Source organism: Pseudomonas sp. SR18, from assembly GCF_023701505.1.
Lineage (GTDB): Bacteria > Pseudomonadota > Gammaproteobacteria > Pseudomonadales > Pseudomonadaceae > Aquipseudomonas > Aquipseudomonas cyclaminis.
Genome location: NZ_JAMQAU010000005.1, coordinates 79,706 through 105,229, shown reverse-complemented (window position 1 = coordinate 105,229; position 25,524 = coordinate 79,706). Strand labels below are relative to the sequence as shown.

The 25,524-nt window shown below is 59.8% G+C and carries 19 protein-coding genes; 7 read left to right on the top strand and 12 right to left on the bottom strand.

The genetic code is table 11. The features are described 5' to 3' along the window. Window positions 1-20: 20 nt before the first annotated feature. The gene (gene sthA, locus NDJ82_RS09860; protein ID WP_003189670.1) at window positions 21-1,415 is read right to left on the bottom strand and encodes a Si-specific NAD(P)(+) transhydrogenase; all 1,395 of its coding nucleotides are present in this window, start codon (window positions 1,413-1,415) and stop codon (window positions 21-23) included. Window positions 1,416-1,629: 214 nt separating this feature from the next. Here sthA and NDJ82_RS09855 point away from each other — a divergent pair, with 214 nt between their 5' ends. Further along, complete coding sequence (locus tag NDJ82_RS09855) at window positions 1,630-2,163, top strand: chalcone isomerase family protein (RefSeq protein WP_158877084.1); 534 nt, start codon at window positions 1,630-1,632, stop codon at window positions 2,161-2,163. Between the two features lie 174 nt (window positions 2,164-2,337). Here NDJ82_RS09855 and NDJ82_RS09850 read toward each other — a convergent pair whose 3' ends face one another. After that, window positions 2,338-3,801 (bottom strand): glyceraldehyde-3-phosphate dehydrogenase, encoded by a 1,464-nt coding sequence (locus NDJ82_RS09850; protein ID WP_099587424.1) that lies wholly within the window; start codon window positions 3,799-3,801, stop codon window positions 2,338-2,340. A gap of 340 nt (window positions 3,802-4,141) precedes the next feature. On the opposite strand from NDJ82_RS09850, the gene mfd reads away from it, so the two are divergent. From mfd to NDJ82_RS09835, 3 genes are read left to right on the top strand one after another with little or no spacing between them, the layout of a single operon-like run. After that, window positions 4,142-7,591: a transcription-repair coupling factor gene (mfd, locus tag NDJ82_RS09845; protein ID WP_099587425.1), complete on the top strand. Its 3,450-nt coding sequence runs from the start codon at window positions 4,142-4,144 to the stop codon at window positions 7,589-7,591. Between the two features lie 11 nt (window positions 7,592-7,602). Beyond that, window positions 7,603-8,169 (top strand): CsiV family protein, encoded by a 567-nt coding sequence (locus tag NDJ82_RS09840; RefSeq protein ID WP_250925363.1) that lies wholly within the window; start codon window positions 7,603-7,605, stop codon window positions 8,167-8,169. A 9-nt stretch (window positions 8,170-8,178) separates the two neighbouring features. After that, the gene (locus tag NDJ82_RS09835; RefSeq protein ID WP_250925362.1) at window positions 8,179-10,869 is read left to right on the top strand and encodes a DEAD/DEAH box helicase; all 2,691 of its coding nucleotides are present in this window, start codon (window positions 8,179-8,181) and stop codon (window positions 10,867-10,869) included. Between the two features lie 80 nt (window positions 10,870-10,949). Here NDJ82_RS09835 and nagZ read toward each other — a convergent pair whose 3' ends face one another. Beyond that, window positions 10,950-11,960: a beta-N-acetylhexosaminidase gene (gene nagZ, locus NDJ82_RS09830; protein WP_099587428.1), complete on the bottom strand. Its 1,011-nt coding sequence runs from the start codon at window positions 11,958-11,960 to the stop codon at window positions 10,950-10,952. Between the two features lie 144 nt (window positions 11,961-12,104). Continuing rightward, window positions 12,105-12,812 carry a TetR/AcrR family transcriptional regulator gene (locus tag NDJ82_RS09825; protein WP_099587429.1) on the bottom strand — a complete coding sequence of 236 codons (708 nt, stop codon included), beginning with the start codon at window positions 12,810-12,812 and terminating at the stop codon, window positions 12,105-12,107. A 263-nt stretch (window positions 12,813-13,075) separates the two neighbouring features. Between NDJ82_RS09825 and lexA the strand changes: the two genes are divergently transcribed. Further along, window positions 13,076-13,684, top strand: coding sequence for a transcriptional repressor LexA (gene lexA, locus NDJ82_RS09820; protein ID WP_003172575.1), 609 nt, complete (start codon window positions 13,076-13,078; stop codon window positions 13,682-13,684). 10 nt (window positions 13,685-13,694) lie between these two features. Next, complete coding sequence (gene sulA / locus NDJ82_RS09815; RefSeq protein WP_099587430.1) at window positions 13,695-14,168, top strand: SOS-induced cell division inhibitor SulA; 474 nt, start codon at window positions 13,695-13,697, stop codon at window positions 14,166-14,168. Window positions 14,169-14,275: 107 nt separating this feature from the next. Here sulA and NDJ82_RS09810 read toward each other — a convergent pair whose 3' ends face one another. From NDJ82_RS09810 to NDJ82_RS09780, 7 genes are all read right to left on the bottom strand, one after another. Continuing rightward, window positions 14,276-14,509: a hypothetical protein gene (locus NDJ82_RS09810; protein ID WP_032889274.1), complete on the bottom strand. Its 234-nt coding sequence runs from the start codon at window positions 14,507-14,509 to the stop codon at window positions 14,276-14,278. Window positions 14,510-14,627: 118 nt separating this feature from the next. Further along, entirely contained in the window at window positions 14,628-15,149 is a 522-nt protein-coding gene (locus NDJ82_RS09805) for a DUF6586 family protein (RefSeq protein WP_099587431.1), read from the bottom strand. A gap of 248 nt (window positions 15,150-15,397) precedes the next feature. After that, window positions 15,398-18,019: a type I DNA topoisomerase gene (topA, locus tag NDJ82_RS09800; protein WP_095184112.1), complete on the bottom strand. Its 2,622-nt coding sequence runs from the start codon at window positions 18,017-18,019 to the stop codon at window positions 15,398-15,400. A 114-nt stretch (window positions 18,020-18,133) separates the two neighbouring features. Next, window positions 18,134-18,370, bottom strand: coding sequence for a DUF1653 domain-containing protein (locus tag NDJ82_RS09795; RefSeq protein ID WP_112194093.1), 237 nt, complete (start codon window positions 18,368-18,370; stop codon window positions 18,134-18,136). Between the two features lie 97 nt (window positions 18,371-18,467). Continuing rightward, complete coding sequence (gene fadA, locus NDJ82_RS09790; protein ID WP_026136849.1) at window positions 18,468-19,643, bottom strand: acetyl-CoA C-acyltransferase FadA; 1,176 nt, start codon at window positions 19,641-19,643, stop codon at window positions 18,468-18,470. Window positions 19,644-19,672: 29 nt separating this feature from the next. Beyond that, complete coding sequence (gene fadB / locus NDJ82_RS09785) at window positions 19,673-21,820, bottom strand: fatty acid oxidation complex subunit alpha FadB (protein WP_099587434.1); 2,148 nt, start codon at window positions 21,818-21,820, stop codon at window positions 19,673-19,675. Between the two features lie 482 nt (window positions 21,821-22,302). Next, a complete protein-coding gene (locus NDJ82_RS09780; RefSeq protein ID WP_250925361.1) occupies window positions 22,303-22,740 on the bottom strand; it encodes a hypothetical protein in 438 nt (145 codons plus the stop codon). 105 nt (window positions 22,741-22,845) lie between these two features. Between NDJ82_RS09780 and NDJ82_RS09775 the strand changes: the two genes are divergently transcribed. After that, window positions 22,846-23,286: a universal stress protein gene (locus NDJ82_RS09775; protein ID WP_099587437.1), complete on the top strand. Its 441-nt coding sequence runs from the start codon at window positions 22,846-22,848 to the stop codon at window positions 23,284-23,286. A 181-nt stretch (window positions 23,287-23,467) separates the two neighbouring features. Here NDJ82_RS09775 and NDJ82_RS09770 read toward each other — a convergent pair whose 3' ends face one another. Beyond that, entirely contained in the window at window positions 23,468-25,387 is a 1,920-nt protein-coding gene (locus NDJ82_RS09770) for an ATP-binding cassette domain-containing protein (protein ID WP_099587438.1), read from the bottom strand. Window positions 25,388-25,524 lie beyond the last annotated feature (137 nt).

The following is a 25,524-nucleotide window of genomic DNA, read 5'->3' as shown; positions in this document are numbered from 1 at the left end:
AGGCCACCGGCCGGAGCCGCTCAAAAAAGCCGGTTGAGGCCATCGTAGGCCGCTACCCGATAGGCTTCAGCCATGGTCGGGTAGTTGAACGTGGTGTTCACAAAATACTTGAGGGTATTTTGCTCGCCCGGCTGGTTCATGATGGCCTGGCCGATGTGCACGATCTCCGAAGCCTGGTAGCCGAAGCAATGCACGCCGAGCACTTCCAGGGTCTCGCGATGGAACAGGATCTTCAGCATGCCCTGGGGCTCGCCGGCGATCTGCGCACGCGCCATGCTCTTGAAGAACGCCTTGCCCACTTCGTAAGGCACCTTGGCCTTGGTCAGCTCGTGCTCGTTCTTGCCGATCGAGCTGATCTCGGGAATCGTGTAGATCCCGGTCGGTACGTCGTTCACGTAGCGCCAGCTGCCATTGTCGACAATGCTGCCAGCGGCCGAACGGCCCTGGTCATGTGCCGCACTGGCCAGGCTTGGCCAGCCGATCACGTCACCGGCGCCGTAAATGTTCGGCACGCAGGTGCGGTAGTTCTCATCCACTTCGATCTGGCCACGGCTGTTGACCTTGACCCCGATATTTTCCATGCCCAGCTTGTCGGTGTTGCCGGTACGACCGTTGCACCACAGCAAGGCGTCGGCCTTGATCTTCTTGCCGGATTTGAGGTGCAGAATCACGCCGTTATCCAGGCCTTCGACCCGCTCGTACTCTTCGTTGTGGCGCACGGTGATGTTGTTGTTGCTGAAGTGGTAGCTCAACGCCTGGGAAATTTCCGAGTCGAGGAAGCTCAGCAACTGATCGCGGTTATCCACCAGCTCCACCAATACACCCAGGCCGCTGAAGATCGAGGCGTATTCACAGCCAATCACGCCAGCGCCGTAGATGATCAGTTTGCGCGGGGTGTGGCCCAGGCTCAGGATGGTGTCGCTATCGTAGATACGCGGGTGGTGGAAATCGATGTCCGCCGGACGATACGGACGCGACCCGGTGGCAATGATGATGTGCTTGGCCACCAGCTTCTCGACCACACCGTTGGCGCAGACCACTTCGACGGTTTGCTCGTCGGCAAAACTGCCGGTGCCGAAGAACAGGTCGACGCGGTTACGCGCGTAGTAGCCAGTGCGCGAGGCCACTTGTTTGGAGATGACTTTCTCGGCGCTCTTGAGCACGTCCGGGAAAGAGAACCAGCGCGGCTCACCAATGGCCCGGAACATCGGGTTGGTGTTGAACTGCATGATCTGGCGGACCGAGTGACGCAAGGCCTTGGACGGGATGGTACCCAGGTGGGTGCAGTTACCGCCGACCTGGCGACGGCTATCGACCATCGCCACCTTGCGCCCTGCCTTCGCGGCGTTCATCGCCGCACCTTCTCCAGCCGGGCCGGAACCCAGTACCACCACGTCGTAGTTGTAGACAGCCATGCGTACTCCTCAGAACAGGCCAGGCGTACGGTTGGACGCCTGGCTAAATCATGCCGCGGCCAGCGGTCATGAAGGACAATTTGGCTCAAGTGTGTGAACCGGGGCACAGTCTATATAAGGGTCAACGCCGCGCACATTAACCCTTGGTCGCGTCGTAGGCCAGTCTTGCCATACTACATGACGCAAATCAGCGCCAATTTCGGGATGAACCATTATGCGACAACTCTTTATCTGTTTGATGCTGATGATGTCGATCACGGCTCACGCCAATGACGCCGACCGACTCAAGCAGGCTGATTTCCCCGCACAGTTCGAGGGCCTGGCCCGCAAAAACCAGGCGGTGCTCACCTACCTGTGGGCCGATGTGTACGCTGCCGCGTTGTATGCCTCTGCGGATGTGAGCGCCAGACAGGCCTGGGCACAACAACAGGACCTGCGCCTTGTGCTGTATTACTTTCGCGACATCGACCGCAACGATGTGATAAAGGCCGCCACCGCGACGTTGGAGCGCCAGCAAGCCAGTGCTCGTTTGAAGCCTGAGCTGGATCAACTGCATGCGCGCTTTCGCAATATCCGCAGCGGGGATCGTTACGCCCTGGATTTTCGGTCGGGGCGCGGTTTGAACTTGGAGATCAATGGCCAGGTGGTGTTCAGCAGTCGAGATACTGAATTGGCGAAAGCCTATATGGGTATCTGGCTGGCGCCGAAGGGGTTGTCGGACAGCTTGCGCGGGCAGTTGCTCAATTGATGCGTCGGCTGAACTACCGCTATCGGGGGCAAGCCACCTCGCACATTTGAATATATTCACAAATCAAACTGTGGGAGGGGGCTTACCCCCGATGAGGCCCTCACAGGCAGCCCGAAACCCACAGCCATAAAAAAGCCCCGAACCAGTCGGGGCTTTTTCATCTACTGCTGATGTTTAGCGCGGAAACGCAGGCGGGTTGACCCCGGCCATGTCTTCCATCACACGAACCACCTGGCAGCTGTAGCCGAACTCGTTGTCGTACCACACGTACAGCACAACACGGTTGTCCTGGCTGATGGTCGCTTCGGCATCCACCACACCGGCGTGGCGCGAACCGACGAAGTCGGTGGATACCACTTCCTGGGAATTGACGAAGTCGATTTGCTTATGCAGATCGGAGTGCAGCGCCATGTAGCGCAGGTACTCGTTCATCTCTTCACGGCTGGCGGCAGTCTCAAGGTTCAGGTTGAGAATGGCCATCGACACGTTTGGCGTAGGAACGCGGATCGCGTTACCGGTCAACTTGCCGGCCAGCTCAGGCAGCGCCTTGGCAGCAGCGGTAGCAGCACCGGTCTCGGTGATGACCATGTTCAGCGCGGCGCTACGGCCACGACGATCGCCTTTGTGGAAGTTGTCGATCAGGTTCTGGTCGTTGGTGTACGAGTGAACGGTTTCGACGTGACCGTTGACGATGCCGAACTTGTCGTTCACAGCCTTGAGCACCGGCACGATGGCGTTGGTGGTGCAGGAAGCGGCGGAGACGATCTTGTCGTCAGCGGTGATTTCACCGTGGTTGATGCCGTGCACGATGTTCTTCAGCTTGCCCTTGCCAGGCGCGGTCAGAACAACGCGATCAACACCAGGGCAAGCCAGGTGCTGGCCCAGGCCTTCGGCATCACGCCATACGCCGGTGTTGTCCACCAGCAGGGCGTCCTTGATGCCGTACTGGGTGTAATCCACCTCGGACGGGTTCTTCGCGTAGATCACCTGGATCAGGTTACCGTTGGCGGTGATGGTGTTGTTTTCTTCGTCAATGACGATGGTGCCGTTGAACGGACCGTGTACCGAGTCGCGGCGCAGCAGGCTGGCGCGCTTGGTCAGGTCGTTGTCGGCGCCTTTGCGCACAACAATGGCACGCAGGCGCAGGCCGTCGCCGCCACCGGTTTTTTCGATCAGGATGCGCGCCAGCAGGCGGCCGATACGACCGAAGCCGTACAGCACAACGTCAGTGCCTTTGCGGGCTGCTGCGTTTTGCTGGCCAACCACATCGGCCATTTCTTCACGCACGAACTGCTCGGCGGTGCGGCCGGCGCCTTCCTTGCGGAATTTGTACGCCAACTTGCCCAGGTCTACCGAGGCCGCGCCGAGCTTGAGCTCGCTCATGGCCTTGAGCAGTGGGAATGTTTCGTGGACGGAGAGTTCGCTGTCGTCGGCAGAGCGATGGCGCGCAAAGCGGTGCGCCTTGAGAATCGCGATGACGGACTGGTTGATCAGGCTGCGGCCATAGATCGAGCTCACCACATTGTTATTGCGGTACAGCTGACCGATAAGCGGGATCATCGCTTCTGCGAGTGCTTCACGGTCGATCCATTCACCAAGACACTGGTCGGGCTTCTGAGTCACGGGAACCTTCCACATGTAGGGGCTGAAAAAAGGGGCTACATTATGCCGCCCGACTGCCCTCGTCGCAATGCGCGCCAGCCAACAAAAAGTCCTTGCTAAAAAATACCGCCCCGCTGCAGCCCAGTAAATACGCGGGTTCCAGAAGGCCACTAGTTGGACGAGTCGTCCGACTTGTCCGTAACCCTCCTAAACATTCGCGCTTTTTGGCACTACATATTGAGTCAAAACACGCCATTGTTTGTCTTAGCCACTACATTTCCTACAAACCGTAATAGGCACAGTCAGCAACTGACAGGCGGCACCTTGGCCCGTTACAATTACCGACTTTGTCGCAACGCTTGGAGCTCAACCTTCCGTGCCCGTTCTGCGTCTACCGCTACTCCCTGCCGCGGCAGGTAAACAGCACTGGGGCAATCTGCCCGGTGCCGCCCTGAGCCTGGCCATTGCCGAGGCTGCCAGCGCAGCCAAGCGCTTTACCCTGCTGCTCACCGCCGACAGCCAAAGTGCCGAACGGTTGGAGCAGGAGCTGAGCTTCTTCGCCCCCGATTTGCCGGTGCTGCATTTTCCCGACTGGGAAACCCTGCCCTACGACCTGTTCTCGCCGCACCAGGACATCATCTCCCAGCGCATCGCCAGCCTGTACCGTCTGCCGGAACTGGCCCACGGCGTGCTGGTGGTGCCGATTACCACGGCGCTGCATCGCCTGGCCCCGACCAAGTTCCTGCTGGGCAGCAGCCTGGTGCTGGATATCGGCCAGAAGCTCGACGTGGAACAGATGCGCACGCGCCTCGAAGCCAGCGGCTACCGCTGCGTGGACACGGTGTACGAGCACGGTGAGTTCGCGGTGCGCGGTGCGCTGATCGACCTGTTCCCGATGGGCAGCAAGTTGCCGTACCGCATCGACCTGTTCGATGACGAAATCGAGACCCTGCGCACCTTCGATCCGGAAAACCAACGCTCCATCGACAAGGTCGACTCGGTCAAGCTGCTGCCCGCACGGGAATTCCCACTGCAAAAGGACGCGGTCACCCGCTTCAAGGCGCGCTTTCGTGAACGCTTCGATGTCGACTTCCGTCGCTGCCCGATCTTCCAGGACTTGAGCAGCGGGATTACCCCGGCCGGTATCGAGTACTACCTGCCGTTGTTCTTCGACGAAACCTCGACCCTGTTCGATTACCTGCCCCAGGACACCCAAGTGTTCTCGCTGCCGGGCATCGAGCAAGCCGCGGAAAACTTCTGGAACGACGTGCGCAACCGTTACGAAGAGCGCCGCGTCGACCCGTCCCGTCCATTATTGCCGCCGGCCGAGCTGTTCCTGCCGGTGGAAGACTGCTTCGCCCGCCTGAAAAACTGGCCGCGCGTGGTGGCCAGTCAGCAGGATGTGGAAGCCGGAAGCGGCCGTGAGCGCTTCCCGGCGGCCACGCTGCCGGACTTGGCGATTCAAGCCAAAGCCACGCAGCCCCTGGAGGCCTTGTCCAACTTCATCAGCGACTTCCCCGGCCGCGTGCTGTTTACCGCCGAGTCCGCCGGCCGCCGTGAAGTGTTGCTGGAGTTGTTGGAGCGCCTGAAGCTGCGGCCAAAAACCGTCGACAGCTGGCCGGATTTTGTAAAAGGCAAAGAGCGCCTGGCGATCACCATCGCCCCGCTCGACGAAGGCCTGCTGCTGGATGACCCGGCCCTGGCGTTGATTGCCGAGAGCCCACTGTTCGGCCAGCGCGTGATGCAGCGTCGCCGTCGCGAAAAACGTGCCGACGCCAACAACGACGCAGTCATCAAAAACCTCACCGAACTGCGCGAAGGCGCGCCGGTGGTGCACATCGACCACGGCGTGGGTCGCTACCTCGGCTTGCAGACCCTGGAGATCGATAACCAGGCCGCCGAATTCCTCACCATGGAATACGCCGAGGGCGCCAAGCTCTACGTGCCGGTCGCCAGCCTGCACCTGATTGCCCGCTACACCGGCAGCGACGACGCCCTGGCGCCGTTGCACCGCCTGGGCTCCGAGACCTGGCAGAAGGCCAAGCGCAAGGCTGCCGAGCAGGTTCGCGATGTTGCCGCCGAGCTGCTCGACATCTATGCCCGCCGCGCCGCCCGCGAAGGCTATGCCTTCGCCGACCCGAAAGCCGACTACGCCACCTTCAGCGCCGGCTTCGCGTTCGAAGAAACTCCGGACCAGCAAACCACCATCGAAGCCGTGCGCGCCGACATGCTCGCGCCCAAGCCGATGGACCGCCTGGTGTGTGGCGACGTGGGTTTCGGCAAGACCGAAGTGGCCATGCGCGCCGCCTTTATCGCCGTACACGGTGGCCGCCAGGTCGCGATCCTGGTGCCGACCACCCTGCTCGCCCAGCAGCACTACAACAGCTTCCGCGACCGCTTTGCCGACTGGCCGGTGACCGTGGAAGTGATGAGCCGCTTCAAGTCGGCCAAGGAAGTGAACGCTGCCGTCGCCGATTTGGCCGAAGGCAAGATCGACATCGTGATCGGCACGCACAAGCTGCTGTCGGACGACGTAAAGATCAAGAACCTGGGCCTGGTGATCATCGACGAAGAACACCGCTTCGGCGTGCGCCAGAAAGAGCAGCTCAAAGCCCTGCGCAGTGAAGTCGATATTCTTACGCTCACAGCAACGCCGATCCCACGCACGCTGAACATGGCGGTGTCGGGCATGCGCGACCTGTCGATCATCGCCACGCCGCCGGCGCGCCGCCTCTCGGTGCGCACCTTCGTCATGGAGCAGAACAAAAGCACGGTAAAAGAAGCCCTGCTGCGGGAATTGCTGCGCGGCGGCCAGGTGTATTACCTGCACAACGACGTGAAAACCATCGAGAAATGCGCCGCCGACCTCGCCGAACTGGTGCCGGAAGCGCGGATCGCCATCGGCCACGGGCAGATGCGCGAACGTGAACTCGAACAGGTGATGAGCGACTTCTATCACAAGCGCTTCAACGTGTTGATCGCCTCGACCATCATCGAGACCGGTATCGACGTGCCGAGCGCCAACACCATCATCATCGAGCGCGCCGATAAATTCGGCCTGGCGCAGTTGCACCAACTGCGTGGCCGCGTCGGTCGCAGTCACCACCAGGCCTACGCCTACCTGCTGACGCCGCCGCGCCAACAGATCACGTCCGACGCCGAAAAGCGCCTGGAAGCGATCGCCAACACCCAGGACCTCGGCGCCGGTTTTGTACTGGCCACCAACGACCTGGAAATCCGTGGCGCCGGCGAACTGCTGGGCGACGGCCAGAGCGGGCAGATCCAGGCAGTGGGTTTCACCCTCTATATGGAGATGCTCGAACGTGCGGTGAAAGCCATCCGCAAGGGCGAGCAACCGAACCTCGACCAACCCTTGGGCGGCGGTCCGGAAATCAACCTGCGCTTGCCGGCGTTGATTCCCGAAGACTACCTGCCGGACGTGCACGCACGGCTGATCCTGTACAAGCGCATCGCTTCGGCCACCGACGAAGAAGGCCTCAAGGACTTGCAGGTTGAGATGATCGACCGCTTCGGCCTGCTGCCGGAACCGACCAAGAACCTGGTGCGCCTGACCCTGCTTAAATTGCAGGCCGAGCAGCTCGGTATAAAGAAAGTCGACGCTGGGCCGCAGGGCGGGCGTATTGAGTTCGAAGCGCAGACGCCGGTAGACCCGTTGGTGCTGATCAAGCTGATCCAGGGCCAGCCCAACCGCTACAAGTTCGAAGGGGCTACGCTGTTCAAGTTCATGGTGCCGATGGAACGCGCCGAAGAACGCTTTAATACCCTGGAGGCGCTGTTTGAGCGCCTCATCCCGAAATCTGTTTGAAGGACGCCCCAATGCGCCTGTTCCGCATGCTGAGCTTGTTGTTGGTGGTATTGGCGCCTTCGGCATTTGCCGACAGCCCCTACCAGGTAGAAATGATCCTGGTGCGCCAAAATGCGGAACCGGTGATCAACAGCCGCGCCGCGCCGGAAAACTGGGATGCCGGGGCCGTGCGCCTGGGCGATAAAATGAGCCCGCCGCGCCTGAACAACATCGTCGACAAGCTCAGCGCCGATAACAGCTACACCGTGCTGGCGCACAAGGCCTGGGAACAGAACCTCGGCGAACAACCGGTCAAAATCGCGATCACCGACGGCCAGGAACAGTTCGGCCAGTTCCCTATCGAGGGCACGCTGAACCTGCAACTGGGGCGTTTTACCGATATCGACACGCAATTCTGGGTCAATCAGTTCGACAGCAACGGCAGTGTGATTGCCAGCGAGCACCTGAACCAGACCGACGTGCGCACCAAGAACAACCAACTCAACTACCTCGATGGTGGTCACCTCGCACTGCTGATCAAGATCACTTCGCTGACCGCCAAGCCGCCCAGCGCACCCCCGCCTGACATTCAGGACTGATCCAGCGCCATGCCCCAGACGTCGTCGTTGACCAAACCCCTGGCCCCTTCGTGGGCCAATCGCTTCAAAGAGCAGAGCCTGGAGCGCGGGCGACGTTATGCGCTGGAGAATCGGGTACGCATCGTCGAATCCGGTGACAGCACCATCATCGCCAACTGCGAAGGCTCGGGCGGCAACGTTTACCGACAGACCATCTCGCTGCGCGAATCGGCCAAGGGCTCGCTGATCCTGGTGGACAGCCGCTGCACCTGCCCGGTGCATACCAATTGCAAACATATCGCCGCCGTCTTGCTCAAGGTCCAGGAAACCCTGGCCTACCCGGCCGCCGCCCAGGATGCCGAGCTGCTGGAGAAGCTCCAGGCTGTGCTGGACAACCGCGTGGTGTTACCGCAGGTGGTGATGGAGGACGTGCTGCCGATCCCGCGCCTGTGGCTGGCGAGTGTCGAGTTCAGTGCGTTCGAACCGCGCAACGGCAGGATGCAGCGCTATATCCAGCACCGTGCGGCGCTGTCGTTCAACTACTTGGGCCACTATGTCAGCGGGCAAAAGAACGCCGACATTATCGTACGCCAGGAAACCCAGAGCCTGCGCATCAAGCGCCACCCGGGGCTGGAACAACCCTATCGCGAACAACTGCGCCTGCTGGGCTTCAAGATCGCCACACGCCAGAGCAAGGCACTGCCGGAAAGCGCTGGCGAGCTGTTCGAGATGGTCAATGAAAGTGCCTGGCTGAACTTCACCCTCAACGTTTCGCCCACTTTGCGCACCGAAGGTTGGGAGTTGCAGATTGATGAGGATTTCGGTTTCGACCTGAGCACGGTGGACGACTGGTACGCCACCGTCGACGAAGGGCCGGAGCGCGACTGGTTTGACCTGGAACTGGGGATCATCGTCAACGGTGAACGGCTGAGCCTGTTGCCGATTCTGCTGAACCTGATGCGCTCTCACACCGAGATTCTCAACCCGGAGAAACTCGCACGCCGTCGCGATGACGAACTGATCCTGGTGAACATCCCTGGCCTGCCCAACGGCCACGGCCCACTGCAAGTGGCATTGCCTTACGGACGCCTGAAGCCAGTACTGGCGACGCTTGGCGAGTTTTACCTACAGGAAGCCGGCAGCACCACGCTGCGCCTGGCCAAGGCCGATGCTATTCGGTTGAACCCGCTGGAAGACCTGCCGCTGCAATGGGAAGGCGGTGAGAAGATCCGCAACTTTGCCCAACGTCTGCGGGATATCAAGGACTTCACCTGCGTCGCGCCCGAAGGGTTGAACGCGACTTTGCGCCCATACCAGTTGGAAGGCCTGAGCTGGATGCAGTCGCTGCGCCAGCTGGACGTCGGCGGGATTCTTGCGGATGACATGGGCCTAGGCAAAACCCTACAGACCTTGGCGCATATCCTCAGCGAAAAGATCGCCGGGCGCCTGGATCGACCGTGCATGGTGGTGATGCCCACCAGCCTGATTCCTAACTGGCTCGACGAGGCAGCCCACTTCACTCCGCAACTCAGGGTGCAAGCCCTGTACGGCGCGACACGTAAGAAACATTTCGCCAATCTGCAGAAATATGACCTGCTGCTTACCACGTACGCGCTGCTGCCAAAGGACATCGACACCCTCGCTGCCCTGCCCTTGCATGTGCTGATCCTCGACGAAGCCCAATACATCAAGAACCCGTCGAGCAAAGCAGCCCAGGCAGCGCGTGAGTTGAATGCACGACAGCGCCTGTGCCTGAGTGGCACGCCGCTGGAAAATCATCTGGGCGAGCTGTGGTCGCTGTTCCACTTCCTGCTGCCGGGCTGGCTGGGCGACGTAAAAAGCTTCAACCGTGACTACCGCGTGCCCATCGAAAAGCGCGCCAGCGAAGTGCGATTGCAGCACCTCAACGGTCGGATAAAACCCTTCCTGTTGCGCCGCACCAAGGAACAAGTGGCGACAGAATTGCCGCCCAAGACCGAAATCATCCACTGGGTCGACCTTCACGAAGCCCAGCGCGATGTGTACGAAACCATGCGCCTGGCCATGGACAAGAAGGTCCGCGACGAGATCACCCGCAAAGGTGTGGCGCGCAGCCAGATCATCATCCTTGAAGCGCTGCTCAAGCTGCGCCAGGTGTGCTGCGACTTGCGCCTGGTCAACGACGCCACCCTGCCCGCCCGTGGCAGCAGCTCGGGCAAGCTCGACAGCCTGCTGGACATGCTCGACGAGCTGTTTGCCGAAGGCCGGCGGATCCTGCTGTTTTCCCAGTTCACCTCGATGCTGAGCCTGATCGAAGTCGAACTGAAAAAGCGCGGCATTGCCTACGCACTGCTCACCGGTCAAACCCGGGATCGGCGCACGCCGGTGAAGGACTTCCAGAGCGGCAAGTTGCAGATTTTTCTGATCAGTTTGAAGGCCGGCGGTGTAGGCCTGAACCTCACAGAAGCAGACACGGTGATCCACTACGACCCGTGGTGGAACCCCGCAACGGAAAACCAGGCGACCGACCGTGCGTATCGCATCGGGCAAGAGAAGCCGGTGTTCGTCTACAAGATGATTGCCCGAGGCACGGTGGAAGAGAAAATCCAGCACCTGCAAAAAGAAAAGTCCGACCTGGCGGCGGGTGTGCTGGATGGACGAACCACCGGGGATTGGCAGTTGGGCAACGAGGATATTGAAGCGTTGTTTGCGCCGCTGCCCAATAAGCAAGAGAAGCGCTGACTGGCGGATCGCCATCATGGGCAAGCCCCCCACATACAAATGTGGGAGGGGGCTTGCCCCCGATAGAAGCGACTCAGTCTTCAGTCGATCAGCTGAGCATCCCGCAACGCCCTAAGCGCTGCCAACCAGCGCGGATCCTGCTTGTACTCCGCCGAAGCAATCCCTTGCCCGCGCATCCGCGCAATACGGGCAGACGGTGTGACCTTCATCCGCTGCGCCGCAGTCAGAGCAAGCTCGGCTGCTGCACGATCATTGCACACCAGCCCCATGTCACAACCGGCCGTCAATGCCGCTTCGATACGACTGGCCGCATCGCCGACCACATGGGCACCGGCCATGGACAGGTCATCGCTGAAAATCACGCCGTCAAATTGCAGCTCGCCGCGCAGGATGTCCTGCAACCATCGGCGCGAGAAGCCGGCGGGCTGGGCGTCAACCTGTGGGTAGATGACGTGCGCCGGCATCACTGCTGCCAATTGCTTGCTCAGGCGTGCGAAAGGCACCAGGTCATTGGCGCGAATCTGTTCCAGGCTGCGTTCGTCATTGGGAATGGCGACGTGGGAATCGGCCTCAGCCCAACCATGACCCGGAAAGTGCTTGCCCGTGGCGGCCATACCGGCGCTGTTCATGCCACGAATAAAGGCGCCCGCGAGCACGGCGGCACGCTCGGGGTCGCCCTCGAAGGAACGGGTGCCGACCACGGCGCTGCGCTGGTAGTCCAGGTCGAGTACCGGGGCGAAACTCAGGTCCAGGCCGACGGCAAGCACTTCCGTGGCCATGACCCAGCCGCACTGCTCGGCCAGGTATTCAGCGTTGGAGTTGTCCGCCAGTGCGCGCATGGCCGGCAGGCGCACAAATCCCTGGCGCAGGCGCTGTACACGACCGCCTTCCTGATCGACGGCCAGCAGCAGGTCTGGGCGCACGGCACGAATCGCCGCACTCAACTCCCGCACCTGGCGCGGGTGCTCGATATTGCGCGCAAAAATGATCAGGCCGCCCACTTCAGGCTGGCGCAACAAGTGGCGATCCTCGGCCGTCAGCCAGGTACCGGCAACGTCGACCATCAAAGAACCTTGCAGGGCAGCAGTCATAAACCTTCCTTAAATAACGCAAACAACCCGTTGCCCTTGCTTCACGCGATAAGAGCAGCAAGCACAACGGGTTGCGAGTAAATAGCTGAATTCGACATGGCGGCTAGCTTAGCGGATGCAAGCTGCCGCGCACACCCGGCACCGTCAAACCTTGGCGGGGGCTGGTGCAGATTTGCTGCGTGGGCGCAGTTGCGCGGCGGCCATGCCAGGGTCGGTCACGCCGGTCTCGGCGCGCATGCCTGCGGCGAGAAACGGCACCATCAGGCGCATGACCTGTTCGATGGAGGTGTTAACGCCGAAATCGGTCTCGGCAATCGCACGCAATGCCTTGATACCGGACATGCTGAACGCTGCCGCACCGAGCATGAAGTGCACGCGCCAGAACAGTTCGATAGGAGGAATACGCGGCGCCGCTTCGTTGACCAGCAACATGTAGCGACGGAAAACCTTGCCGTACATGTCTTCCAGGTAGCGCCGCAAGTGGCCTTGGCTCTGGCTGAACGCCAGGCCTAGAAGCCGCATGAAGATCGACAGGTCGTTACCGCTGCGAGGCTGAACCACCAAGGCTTGCTCGACGAGGATCTCCAGCAGCTCTTCGAGGCTGGGTTTGTGGTCGGCCTTGGCTTGGCGACGCTCAAGTTCACGATCGAGACTGGCGCAGAACGGCCCCAGGAAGCGCGAGAACACCGCCTGGATCAGGGCTTTTTTCGAGCCGAAATGGTAGTTCACGGCAGCGAGATTGACCCCGGCCTTGCTGGTGATCAGCCGCAATGAAGTTTCAGCAAATCCTTTTTCCGCGAACAATTGCTCGGCAGCATCGAGAATGCGTTCAACGGTTTCCGACTGGGCCATGACTACTCCGCCTGACAAACACTTGTTTGAAACATACGTTTCAGGGTGTGTCTTGTCAAGCCTGCGGGTTCGCTTTCCGGCCGGGTAGTCATCTATTTCATCACTATTTAATCACATCCTTACGGGTCTGTAGGCAGCGCTATCTCTGCGCTGTAGGAAGGATGGCGAACGACCGTCCAGCGGAGGCGAACAAAAGGATGATTGCCAAGCGCAGTCCACTGTATATAATCCCAGTCACTGTATAAAAAGACAGAGCGATCAACATGCTAAAACTGACGCCACGCCAAGCTGAGATTCTGGCTTTTATCAAGCGCTGCCTCGATGACAACGGCTACCCGCCGACACGAGCCGAAATTGCGCTGGAACTGGGGTTCAAGTCCCCAAATGCCGCTGAAGAACACCTCAAGGCCCTCGCTCGCAAAGGCGCGATCGAGATGACGCCCGGTGCCTCGCGCGGTATTCGTATCCCTGGCTTCGAAGCCAAGGCCGACGAATCGACACTCCCGATCATCGGCCGTGTTGCCGCTGGTGCGCCGATCCTGGCACAGCAGCACGTCGAGGAGTCCTGCAACATCAACCCCACCTTCTTCCATCCGCGTGCCGACTACCTGTTGCGGGTACACGGCATGAGCATGAAAGACGTGGGCATCTTTGATGGCGACCTGCTGGCCGTCCACACCACCCGCGAAGCCCGTAATGGCCAGATCGTCGTCGCTCGCATCGGCGATGAAGTCACCGTTAAACGCTTCAAGCGCGAAGGCAGCAAGGTCTGGCTCCTGGCTGAGAACCCTGAGTTCGCTCCAATTGAAGTGAACCTGAAAGATCAGGACCTGGTGATCGAAGGCTTGAGCGTCGGCGTCATTCGCCGCTAGAGGAGGCACCATGCAGCTCATACACACCCCACAACACACTCAACTGTCGCTGTTCGAGGCCTTTATGGCCCAACCCCTTTCGCCCATTCTCAAGGAAACGGTCGAGGCGCCCTGGAGCGCCGAACCCGAGGCGTTCAGTGAACTGTCGTTGCGCGGTGCGGCTGGGAGCTGCCTGAGCCTATTGGCGCCGATTCTTCGTGATCTGAGCGAAGAGCAGGATGCACGCTGGCTGACCCTGATCGCCCCACCCGCCAGCCTGACCCAGGCCTGGCTACGGGACGCCGGTCTTAACCGTGAGCGTATCCTGCTGCTACAACCGCGTGGTGCGCAAAGTGCGCAGCAGTTGACATGTGAGGCGTTGCGCCTGGGTCGTAGTCATACGGTGGTGAGCTGGCTGAACCCGCTGAATGCGGCAGCCAAGCAGCAATTGGTCAGCGCAGCACGCACGGGCGATGCACAGAGTTTGAATATTCGATTGGGATAAAAGGCCAGGCCTTATAAGGGAACGGAGCGGGCTTCTGTGGTGAGCATGCTCATTATGGTGAGCCCGCTCACCACAGAAGCCCGCTCACCACAACAGCGAACCCACATTCAGTGGAGAACCCGCGAACCATCCTCTTTTTCCGGTTCGCCTTCCGCCAGGCGGCCAGCCATCTGCACGCCCACGCTCAACATGGCTTTTGCCACTTCCACGTGTTGGCCTTGCAGGAACGCTTTTGCGTCCTCGGAAAAATCCAGGATAACCAGAGAACCCTCGTCCTCAGCCCGGCGCAGCTCGATTCGGCCGTCAGGCAACTCAACAATTTCCAGAAAGGACGTCGGCATAAAAGTCTGTTCTCCACCAAAGGCCGGGATTATATCAGTCATCCTCCCAGCCTCGTTGAGGTTCTGGCGAGGTTTCTTTACAGCTTGATGAACGGTGCTTTCTGCGCCCGCCCAAGCTTCAGCACTCGTTCAGGCCTTCACGAAAGCGCAGCGCCATCTTTTTCAGCTCCTGACGCCAGCCTTCCAACTCTTCCCGGCTCAGTGGCTTCGGCTCGTCCTCTTCCAGCGCAATTGCCACGATCAACGGCTGAGTCACATCCCCCTTAGGTACGTGGGGAACACGCGGCGGCTGGAACATATCGGCATGGGCCTTGAGCAGGCGCGCCACCCAGCTGTCAGGGCTCTGGGCCATTTCTACCAGTTCCGACAGCTCAGGAATCGCCATGCTCTCCAGCACTTCACGGTTCATGATCATTTCCGCACGGGGCGAACCGGCCTGTGGCAAACGGTAGAAGCCGGCGATTTCATGACACAGCCCCAGCAACGCGCCGTACAGGTGAAATAAAGCTGCTTCACGCCCCGCCTGGACCAACGCGATAGCATTCATCTCCTTCCCTTCCTCGGCACGGCCAAGGGCTTCCAGGGACAAACCCGCGAAGTAAATTTTCTGATTGGTACGGGTATAGAGTTCGTTGGCCATGACGGCAAATCTCCACAACGAATAGGCGTGATGCTGGCTGAACAGTGTCACGGATCAGCCGAGTCGACTGCAAGTGCCATGTACGGCTGCTTACGTGAGAAGGAACTTCACTTACACAAACACGCCGATGCAAATGTGGGAGGGGGCTTGCTCCCGATAGAGGTCTATCAGCCGACATGTGTATGACTGATGCACCGCTATCGGGGGCAAGCCCCCTCCCACATTGGATCTTCGGGGTATTCGGCGGATCAAGCGCCCTGGCGCTTGTCTTCGACCTTCCACTTGCCGCCGTCGTAGAACGCTTTCCAGCCGGTAGGCTTGCCGTCCACTTCGGTCTGCACGTACTGCTCCTTGGTCTTGCGGCTGTAGCGGATCACGGCTGGACGACCATCCGGGTCCTTCTTCGGCGCTTCACACAGGAAGTGGTACTTAGGATCGATCTCGTCCTTGTGCGGCACGATCTCCAGCACCAATGGCGCACGGGTCTCACGGTTTTTCGGGAACTGGCTCGCTGCCAGGAACAACCCCGAGGCGCCGTCACGCAGGATATAAGTGTCGTTGACCTTCTCGCACTTGAGTTCAGGCATCTTCACCGGGTCCATCTTCGGCGGCGCTGCGTCACCGCTTTTCAGCAGTTTGCGGGTGTTCTTGCAGGTCGGATTGGTGCAGCCGAAGAACTTGCCGAAACGACCGGTCTTAAGCTGCATCTCGCTGCCGCACTTGTCGCACTCCAGGCTCGGACCTTCGTAGCCCTTGATGCGGTAAGTGCCCTCTTCGATCTCGTAGCCGTTGCAATCCGGGTTGTTACCGCAGATGTGCAACTTGTGCTTCTCGTCCAGCAGGTAGGCGTCCATCGCCGTGCTGCAGATCGGGCAACGGTGCTTGCCACGCAATACCAGCGACTCGGACTCACCCTCGTCGTCGGCCGCGATTTCATCACCAGGGACCAGGTTGACCGTGGCCTTGCAGCGCTCTTTCGGCGGCAGGCTGTAGCCCGAGCAACCGAGGAACACGCCGGTGGACGCGGTACGAATCTGCATCGGGCGGCCACAGGTCTGGCACGGGATGTCAGTCATCACCGGCTGGTTGGCACGCATGCCGCTCTCAGGGCTTTCAGCTACCTCAAGTTTCTTCTTGAAGTCGCCGTAGAACTCGTCGAGTACGTTTTTCCAGTCGCGTTCGCCCTGGGCCACGTCATCGAGGTTCTCTTCCATGCCGGCGGTAAAGCCGTAGTCCATCAGGTTGGAGAAGCTCTCGGACAGGCGCTCAGTCACGATGTCGCCCATCTTTTCCGAATAGAAACGACGGTTGTGCAGCGCGACGTATCCACGGTCCTGGATGGTCGAGATGATCGCCGCATAGGTCGAAGGACGGCCGATACCGCGCTTTTCCATCTCCTTGACCAGGCTGGCTTCCGAATAACGCGCCGGCGGCTTGGTGAAGTGCTGGGACGGGTCGAGCTTGATCAGCTTCAACGTGTCGCCCTGGGCCATGTCCGGCAACACATCGTCGTCACCCGGCTTGGCGATTTGCGGCATTACGCGGGTGTAACCGTCGAACTTGAGGATACGGCCCTTGGCACGCAGCTCGAAGTCACCAGCACCCACGCTGACGGTCGTCGACAGGTATTGCGCCGGCAGCATCTGGCAGGCCAGGAACTGGCGCCAGATCAGCTCGTAGAGGCGCTCAGCGTCGCGCTCCATGCCGCTCAGCTTGCTTGGCTCGGTGTTGGCATCGGAAGGACGAATCGCTTCGTGAGCCTCCTGGGCGCCTTCCTTGCTGCTGTAGACGTTCGGCTTTTCCGGCAGGTACTTCTTGCCGAACTCGCTTTCAATATACGTACGCGCCATCGCCACCGCGTCTTGCGACAGGTTGGTGGAGTCAGTACGCATATAAGTGATGTAGCCGGCTTCGTACAGACGCTGGGCCATCATCATGGTTTTCTTCACACCAAAGCCCAGGCGGTTGCTCGCGGCCTGTTGCAGGGTGGAAGTAATGAAGGGTGCAGACGGCTTGCTGCTGGTCGGTTTGTCTTCGCGCTTGACGATGCTGTAGCTGGACGCCTTGAGCTTTTCCAGCGCAGCCATGGCCTGGGCTTCGTTCAGCGGCTTGAAGGCTTCGCCTTTCTCGCGGGCCACTTCAAAACGGACGTTGTTGCCCTTGGCAGTACCGAGGTCGGCGTGGACTTCCCAATATTCCTCAGGGTTGAACGCACGGATCTCACGCTCACGCTCCACCACCAGCTTGACCGCTACCGATTGCACACGGCCGGCGGACAGGCCACGGGCGATCTTCGCCCACAGCAGCGGCGAGACCATGTAACCCACGACGCGGTCGAGGAAACGACGGGCCTGTTGGGCGTTGACGCGGTCAATGTCCAGCTCACCTGGCTTGGAGAAGGCTTCCTGGATGGCTTTCTTGGTGATTTCGTTGAACACCACACGCTTGTAGCGGCTGTCGTCACCGCCAATGGCTTCCCGCAGGTGCCAGGCAATGGCTTCCCCTTCGCGGTCCAAGTCCGTTGCGAGATAGATGGTGTCAGCATCCTTGGCGAGCCGGCGCAGCTCTTCGATGACCTTTTCCTTGCCCGGAAGGATTTCGTACTTGGCCTTCCAGCCATGATCCGGGTCCACACCCATGCGCGAGACCAGCTGCTTGCGCGCTTTCTCTTTTGGCGTGAGCACCGGGCCTTCGCCCGCAGCCGCCTTGCCGCGCTTGGCGGCAGGCTCCTTGCTGGCGCTAGCCGAACCGCTGGTGGGCAGGTCTCGGATATGGCCGATACTCGACTTCACCACGTACTCGTTACCCAAGTACTTGTTGATGGTCTTGGCCTTAGCCGGGGATTCCACAATGACCAGCGATTTGCCCATGGATCGGAAAATTCCTGAATTCGAGAAGTGAAAGGCAGTTGGCGCCTGACGCGGCAACGCTATATATAGTGGCAACAAGGTGAGGTCAAGCGCAGCATTCTGCGCGGCCTGCCGTTATTGCCCTGAAAAAAGACTGGGTTCGGCCTGGACCAAAGCAAAGCGCGGGACCTGTTCGCCGTCAACTTCGACGGTCTCCAGGAACATGCTCAAGGGGCGCACCCAAAAGCCGTATTCACCATACAGCGCTTGGTAGAACACCACTTCTTCTTCAGTTTCAGAGTGCCGTGCCACATTAAAAACGCGGTACTGCGGCCCCTTGTAATGTTGGTAGAGCCCTGGTTCAACTTTCATGCTCTGGCCCTCTTACAAAATTTGTTAAAAAAAAAATACAAGACCACCCAAAAACAAAAACCGGGGCACTGGGCCCCGGCTTCCGTCAACTCAACGCTTAGACGCGTTCGAAGACGGTGGAAATGCCTTGGCCGAGACCAATGCACATGGTGGCAACCCCAAGGTTGCCGCCATTTTGCTTCATCACGTTAAGCAAAGTGCCGGAAATACGTGCACCGGAGCAACCGAATGGGTGGCCCAGGGCAATCGCACCGCCGTGCAGGTTAACCTTCTCATTCATCTTGTCGAGTACTTTCAAATCTTTCAGCACTGGCAGGGCCTGTGCGGCGAAAGCTTCGTTGAGCTCGAAGAAGTCGATATCAGAGATGGTCAGGCCCGCGCGCTTCAAGGCTTTTTGTGTGGCCGGTACTGGACCATAGCCCATGATTGCCGGGTCCACACCCGCCACGGCCATCGAACGGATCACCGCCAGTGGCTGGATGCCCAGGTCCTGGGCACGCTGCGCCGACATCACGATCATGCATGAAGCACCATCGGTGATTTGCGACGAAGTGCCGGCTGTCACGGTGCCGCCCTTTGGATTGAAGGCAGGTTTCAAGGCTGCCAGGCTTTCCAGGGTGGTATCCGGACGAATGGTTTCGTCGTAGTCGAACAGTTTCAGGAAACCGTTCTCGTCGTAGCCGTTCATCGGGATGATTTCATCCTTGAACTTGCCTTCCACCGTCGCCTTGTGGGCGAGTTGGTGGGAGCGTACGCCGAACGCGTCCTGGGCTTCGCGGGTGATGCCGTGCATTTTGCCGAGCATTTCCGCGGTGAGGCCCATCATGCCCGAGGCTTTCGCCGCGTAGAGGGACATGTGCGGGTTAGGATCAACGCCGTGCATCATGCTGACGTGGCCCATGTGCTCCACACCACCGACCACGAACACATCACCGTTGCCGGTCATGATCGCCTGGGCGGCGGTGTGCAACGCGCTCATCGACGAACCGCACAGGCGGCTGACGGTCTGGCCCGCCGCAGTGTGCGGGATCTGGGTCATCAAGGAGGCCATGCGCGCGATGTTCCAGCCCTGCTCCAGGGTCTGGTTGACGCAGCCCCAGATCACGTCCTCGACTTCGTTCGGGTCGACCTTGACGTTGCGTTCCAGCAGTTTGCTGATCAGGTGCGCGGACATGTCTTCAGCGCGGGTGTTGCGGTGCATGCCGCCCTTGGAGCGGCCCATCGGCGTGCGACCGAAGTCGACAATCACCACGTCTCTTGGATTCAAGCTCATAAATATTCTCGCTCTAGTCGTCTGGGCGCTTAACCGAAGAAGCTCTGGCCATTCTTGGCCATTTCACGCAGCTTCGCGGTCGGGTGGTACAGCGGGCCCAGATCAGCGTATTGATCAGCCAGGGCAACGAATTCAGCCACACCGATCGAGTCGATGTAACGCAGCGCACCGCCACGGAATGGAGGGAAGCCAATACCGTACACCAGGCCCATATCGGCTTCGGCGGCGGTCTCGACGATGCCGTCTTCCAGGCAGCGCACGGTTTCCAGGCACAGGGCGATCATCATCCAGTTGATGATGTCCTCGTCGGACACCTCACGCTGTTCGTAGATGACCGGCGCGAGCACTTCGTGCACCGATGGATCGGCGACTTTCTTCTGCTTGCCCTTCTTGTCCGCCTCGTAGGCGTAGAAGCCCTTGCCATTCTTCTGGCCCAGGCGCTTGGCCTCGTACAGCGCGTCGATCGCCGAGCGGCGGTCGTCTTTCATGCGGTCCGGGAAGCCTTCAGCCATTACGTCGCGACCGTGGTGGCCGGTGTCGATGCCGACCACGTCCATCAGGTACGCCGGGCCCATTGGCCAGCCGAATTTTTCCATGACTTTGTCGATACGCACGAAGTCCACACCGGCGCTGACCAGCTTGGCGAAACCGCCGAAGTACGGGAACAGCACGCGGTTGACCAGGAAGCCCGGGCAGTCGTTGACCACAATCGGGTTCTTGCCCATTTTCTTGGCGTAGGCAACGGTGGTGGCAACGGCCAGTTCGCTGGACTTCTCGCCACGGATCACTTCCACCAGCGGCATCATGTGTACCGGGTTGAAGAAGTGCATGCCGACGAAGTTTTCCGGACGCTTGAGGGCCTTGGCCAGCAGCGAGATGGAAATGGTCGAGGTGTTCGACGCCAGGATCGTGTCGTCTTTGACGTGGCTTTCAACTTCAGCCAGTACCGCCTGCTTGACCTTCGGGTTCTCGACAACGGCCTCGACGACCAAGTCGACATGGCCGAAATCGCCGTAGGACAGCGTAGGACGAATGCCGTTAAGCACTTCGGCCATTTTTGCAGCGGTCATGCGACCTTTATCAACGCGACCTACCAGCAGCTTGGCCGCTTCGGCCAGGCCTTGCTCGATACCGTGCTCGTTGATGTCCTTCATCAGGATCGGCGTGCCTTTGGACGCCGACTGATAGGCGATACCGCCGCCCATGATACCGGCGCCGAGTACGGCGGCCTGTTTCACGTCCTTGGCGATTTCGTCGTAGGCCTTGGCCTTTTTCTTCAGTTCTTGATCATTCAGGAACAGGCCGATCAGGCTTTGGGCCGCCGAGGTTTTCGCCAGTTTGACGAAGCCTGCCGCTTCTACTTCCAGTGCCTTGTCGCGACCGAAGTTCGCGGCTTTCTGGATGGTCTTGATCGCTTCAACCGGCGCCGGGTAGTTCGGGCCGGCCTGGCCAGCCACGAAACCTTTGGCGGTTTCGAACGACATCATTTGTTCGATGGCGTTGAGCTTGAGTTTTTCCAGCTTCGGCTGACGCTTGGCCTTGTAGTCAAATTCGCCGCTGATGGCGCCCTTGATCAGGTTAAGTGCAGCTTCGGCGAGTTTGTCCGGGGCAACCACGGCGTCGACAGCGCCGACTTTCAGCGCGTCTTCAGCACGGTTTTCCTTGCCTGCGGCAATCCATTCGATGGCGTTGTCGGCCCCGATCAGGCGCGGCAGACGTACGGTGCCGCCGAAACCTGGGTAGATGCCCAGCTTGACTTCAGGCAAGCCGATCTTGGCAGTGGCCGACATGACGCGGAAGTCTGCGGCCAGGCACATTTCGAAGCCGCCGCCCAGCGCGATGCCATTGATCGCGGCAACGGTCGGTACGTTGAGGTCTTCGAAATCGCTGAAAATCTTGTTGGCTTCGAGGTTGCCAGCCACCAGCTCGGCATCGGGCAGCTTGAAGTTGTCGACGAATTCGGTGATGTCAGCGCCGACGATAAACACGTCCTTGCCGCTGGAAACGATCACGCCCTTGACCGAAGCATCTGCTTTGATGGTGTCTACGGCCTGACGCAGTTCGTTCAGGGTTAGACGGTTGAACTTGTTGACGGACTCACCCTTGAGGTCGAATTTCAATTCGACGATGCCACTTTCAAGAGCCTTAACCGTGATGGCTTTACCTTCGTAAATCATCAACTGATCTCCACGATATGGAAGCTGAACAGTACACATTGGACGCTGGCCTCTGGTTGGACACTGGCCGCTAGGTCAATGCTCACTCCAATCCGCCAGGCACACCCGCCAATGCGATAGTCGGGATGCATGTATGAGCGGTCTGACAGACAAACGCTCAATTCATACGCCCGTTTGATTTGGGTACGCCACCTTCATCCAATTCCAGGCAATTGTCAATCGCTCGAAAGGCTAGGAAAAACGCGACTTTCCAGTCATTTCAGAACCCCAACCATAGGCCCACGCTTCGCCAATATTCAAATATTCACGAAATCAATTATAGGAAAGATGTGGGAAAAGACTGTACAGAACGGGATATCCGGCTAGGCTAGCCGCAACCGTAACGCGCCTGGATGAACATCCGACGCGGCAACCAGAGATTTACCGGCCTGCCTGGCCAACTCCAGCCCGATGATGATGTCGGGCTTTTTATTGCCTGGCTTTCATGCCAACGCCTTGAGCAGTGCATCAATGGCGAGCAGATCACTCGCTTCGCCCTTCTCGCCCCAATACAGGGCGATCATCTGCTTGTCCGCCTCGACTTTGTAGACGTTGGCCGGCAGCGTTGCAAAATACGGCAACAACTTCTCGTCCTCACAGACTTCGCGCCACTGGTTGACCCACATCCCCGGCTCCAGCTGCCAGTAGCTCCAGATGGCCGGCGTGCTGCCACGCCGTGGCCGGCAGTACTGCGCGCAAGGGCTCGGCGGCTCCTGTTTGAGCCAGTGCGGCCACTCCTGGGGTGCCAACTGCATGGACAGCCCGATGCGGCGCGCCTCCATGCGCAGGGCCATCCGCCCGCTCTGATGGCGCGACGGGCGCAGCCATGCCAAAGGGCTCAGAACCACCACAAGGATTGACACCACTATCCAGACCGTCATATGTGTACTCCCGAATTTCTAGATGAGCGGATTTGACCGGATACAACCCGATCCGCTTGAAAGCAGCCATACTTAATTTATTGCAGTCCCCTGGAGGAACGCCTCATGCCCTACCAACATATTCTGGTCGCTGTCGACCTGACCGAAGAGTGCGATCCAGTGATCAAGCGCGCGCAGGAATCTGCATTGGCCAATGGCGCCATACTGTCGCTGGTGCATATCGTCGAGCCCATGGCCATGGCCTTCGGCGGTGACGTGCCGATGGACCTTTCCCAGTTGCAGCAACAACAATTTGACCAGGCCAAGGAGCGCCTGGATCGTTTGATTCTCAAATACCCGCACCTGAAAAAGGAAGACTGCCACCTGACATACGGCCAACCGCGCCAGGAAATCCATCACCTGGCCAAGGAAAAGGCTTGCGACTTGATCGTGGTGGGTAGCCATGGTCGTCACGGCTTGGCGTTGTTGCTGGGTTCTACTGCCAATGATGTACTGCACGGCGCGCCGTGCGATGTGCTGGCCGTAAAGCTTGTAAAAACCTCATAAGGCGAATGAGGACCAAATGTGGGAGGGGGCTTGCCCCTGATAGCAGTCTGTCAGTTGATACATTTGGAGACTGATACACCGCCATCGGGGGCCAGCCCCCTCCCACATTTGAACTGCATTCATATGAAAAACCCGGTGTTCATACTAGTGAACACCGGGTTTTTTATTGCATGCGGATCACTCAGGCATCCAGCTCGGCCCAACGCTCCATCAGCACTTCCAGTTCCTGGTTCAGCGCCTCCAGGGAAGCAATGACCTTGGCAGTTTCCGCTGCCGGACGCAGGTAGAAACCCGCATCAGCCATGTCCGCTTCAACAGCAGCAATCTGCTTTTCCTTGGCGTCGATATCACCCGGCAACGCTTCCAGCTCGCGCTGCAGCTTGTAGCTGAGCTTCTTCTTGGCCGCCGGCGCAGCTTCGGGTGCAGGAGCCGCGGCGGCAACCGGTGTTACCACCGCCGAGGTCAAGTCGGCCTTGCCGGACTTGCTCTCGGTCACGCCCAACAGGCGCGGTGAACCGCCCTGGCGCAGCCAGTCCTGATAACCACCGACGTATTCGCGAACCTTGCCTTCACCTTCGAAGACCAGGGTGCTGGTAACCACGTTGTCGAGGAATGCCCGGTCGTGGCTGACCATCAGCACGGTGCCGTTGAAGGTCAACAGGACCTCTTCCAGCAGTTCGAGGGTTTCTACGTCGAGGTCGTTGGTTGGTTCGTCGAGTACCAGCAGGTTGGCCGGCTTGCTGAACAGCTTCGCCAGCAGCAGGCGTGCGCGCTCACCACCGGACAACGCTTTGACCGGCGTACGTGCACGCTGCGGGCTGAACAGGAAGTCGCCCAGGTAGCTCAACACATGGCGGCTCTGGCCGTCGATATCGATAAAGTCGCGGCCTTCCGCCACGTTGTCGATCACGGTTTTTTCCAGGTCCAACTGATGGCGCAACTGGTCGAAGTAGGCCACGTCGATGCGCGTGCCCTCTTCGACTTTACCACTGGTCGGTTGCAGGCCATTAAGCATCAGCTTGAGCAAGGTGGTCTTGCCGGTACCGTTGGCGCCCAGCAGACCGATACGGTCGCCGCGAGCCAGGACCATGGAGAAGTCCTTGATCAGGAACGGGCCATCCGGGTGATGGAAGCTGACGTTCTCCAGCACCATCACCTGCTTGCCCGACTTGTCGGCGGTATCCAGCTGGATATTGGCCTTGCCGGTACGCTCGCGACGTTCGCTGCGCTCAACGCGCAGGGCTTTCAGCGCGCGTACACGGCCTTCGTTACGGGTGCGGCGGGCCTTGATGCCCTGGCGGATCCAGACTTCTTCCTGGGCCAGTTTTTTATCGAACAGGGCGTTGGCGGTTTCTTCAGCCGACAGCGCCGCTTCCTTGTGCACCAGGAAGCTGGCGTAGTCGCCGTTCCAGTCGATCAGGCCACCACGGTCCAATTCGAGGATGCGCGTGGCAAGGCTCTGCAGGAAGGCACGGTCGTGCGTGATGAACAGCACGGCGCCCTGGAAGTCCTTGATGGCTTCTTCAAGCCACGCAATGGCGCCGATGTCCAGGTGGTTGGTGGGCTCGTCGAGCAGCAGCAAATCCGGCTCGGACACCAATGCCTGGGCCAGCAGCACGCGGCGACGCCAGCCGCCGGACAATTCGGCGAGGGTCTTGTCGGCAGGCAGTTGCAGGCGGCTCAGGGTGCTGTCGACCAGTTGCTGCAGGCGCCAGCCGTCACGGGCTTCGAGGTCCTGCTGGACGTGCATCAGCTTGTCCAGGTCTTCCTCGGTGACGCAGTTCTGCGCCAGGTGATGGTATTGCGCTAGCAACTCACCCACGCCGTCCAGGCCTTCGGCAACCACGTCGAACACTGTCCGTCCGTCGGCCACCGGCAATTCTTGCGGCAATTCGCCAATCTTGAGGCCTGGGGCGCGCCAGACAGAGCCGTCATCGGGCTTCTGGTCGCCTTTGACCAGCTTCATCATGCTGGACTTGCCGGTGCCGTTGCGGCCGATGATGCACACCCGCTCACCACGGGCGATCTGCCAGGACACCTTGTCCAACAACGGCATAGCGCCGAAAGCAAGGGACACATCGCTGAATTTGAGCAGGGTCATACGCTTCTCCAAAAACTGGGCGCGCATTCTACCTGACTTGAGGGTGGGATGCGGCCAGCATTTTCAAGGCCGACACGTTCTGTAGGACATTTCCGGTAAACCTGAACGAACCGGCCGGCAAAGCTTTCGCCGGTCGC

Bases quoted from the DNA above. Each gene is read 5' to 3' on its own strand.
- sthA (WP_003189670.1), bottom strand. From the start codon at position 1,415: ATGGCTGTCTACAACTACGACGTGGTGGTACTGGGTTCCGGCCCGGCT.
- NDJ82_RS09855 (WP_158877084.1), top strand. From the start codon at position 1,630: ATGCGACAACTCTTTATCTGTTTGATGCTGATGATGTCGATCACGGCT.
- NDJ82_RS09850 (WP_099587424.1), bottom strand. From the start codon at position 3,801: ATGTGGAAGGTTCCCGTGACTCAGAAGCCCGACCAGTGTCTTGGTGAA.
- NDJ82_RS09840 (WP_250925363.1), top strand. From the start codon at position 7,603: ATGCGCCTGTTCCGCATGCTGAGCTTGTTGTTGGTGGTATTGGCGCCT.
- NDJ82_RS09835 (WP_250925362.1), top strand. From the start codon at position 8,179: ATGCCCCAGACGTCGTCGTTGACCAAACCCCTGGCCCCTTCGTGGGCC.
- nagZ (WP_099587428.1), bottom strand. From the start codon at position 11,960: ATGACTGCTGCCCTGCAAGGTTCTTTGATGGTCGACGTTGCCGGTACC.
- NDJ82_RS09825 (WP_099587429.1), bottom strand. From the start codon at position 12,812: ATGGCCCAGTCGGAAACCGTTGAACGCATTCTCGATGCTGCCGAGCAA.
- lexA (WP_003172575.1), top strand. From the start codon at position 13,076: ATGCTAAAACTGACGCCACGCCAAGCTGAGATTCTGGCTTTTATCAAG.
- sulA (WP_099587430.1), top strand. From the start codon at position 13,695: ATGCAGCTCATACACACCCCACAACACACTCAACTGTCGCTGTTCGAG.
- NDJ82_RS09810 (WP_032889274.1), bottom strand. From the start codon at position 14,509: ATGCCGACGTCCTTTCTGGAAATTGTTGAGTTGCCTGACGGCCGAATC.
- NDJ82_RS09805 (WP_099587431.1), bottom strand. From the start codon at position 15,149: ATGGCCAACGAACTCTATACCCGTACCAATCAGAAAATTTACTTCGCG.
- topA (WP_095184112.1), bottom strand. From the start codon at position 18,019: ATGGGCAAATCGCTGGTCATTGTGGAATCCCCGGCTAAGGCCAAGACC.
- NDJ82_RS09795 (WP_112194093.1), bottom strand. From the start codon at position 18,370: ATGAAAGTTGAACCAGGGCTCTACCAACATTACAAGGGGCCGCAGTAC.
- fadA (WP_026136849.1), bottom strand. From the start codon at position 19,643: ATGAGCTTGAATCCAAGAGACGTGGTGATTGTCGACTTCGGTCGCACG.
- fadB (WP_099587434.1), bottom strand. From the start codon at position 21,820: ATGATTTACGAAGGTAAAGCCATCACGGTTAAGGCTCTTGAAAGTGGC.
- NDJ82_RS09780 (WP_250925361.1), bottom strand. From the start codon at position 22,740: ATGACGGTCTGGATAGTGGTGTCAATCCTTGTGGTGGTTCTGAGCCCT.
- NDJ82_RS09775 (WP_099587437.1), top strand. From the start codon at position 22,846: ATGCCCTACCAACATATTCTGGTCGCTGTCGACCTGACCGAAGAGTGC.
- NDJ82_RS09770 (WP_099587438.1), bottom strand. From the start codon at position 25,387: ATGACCCTGCTCAAATTCAGCGATGTGTCCCTTGCTTTCGGCGCTATG.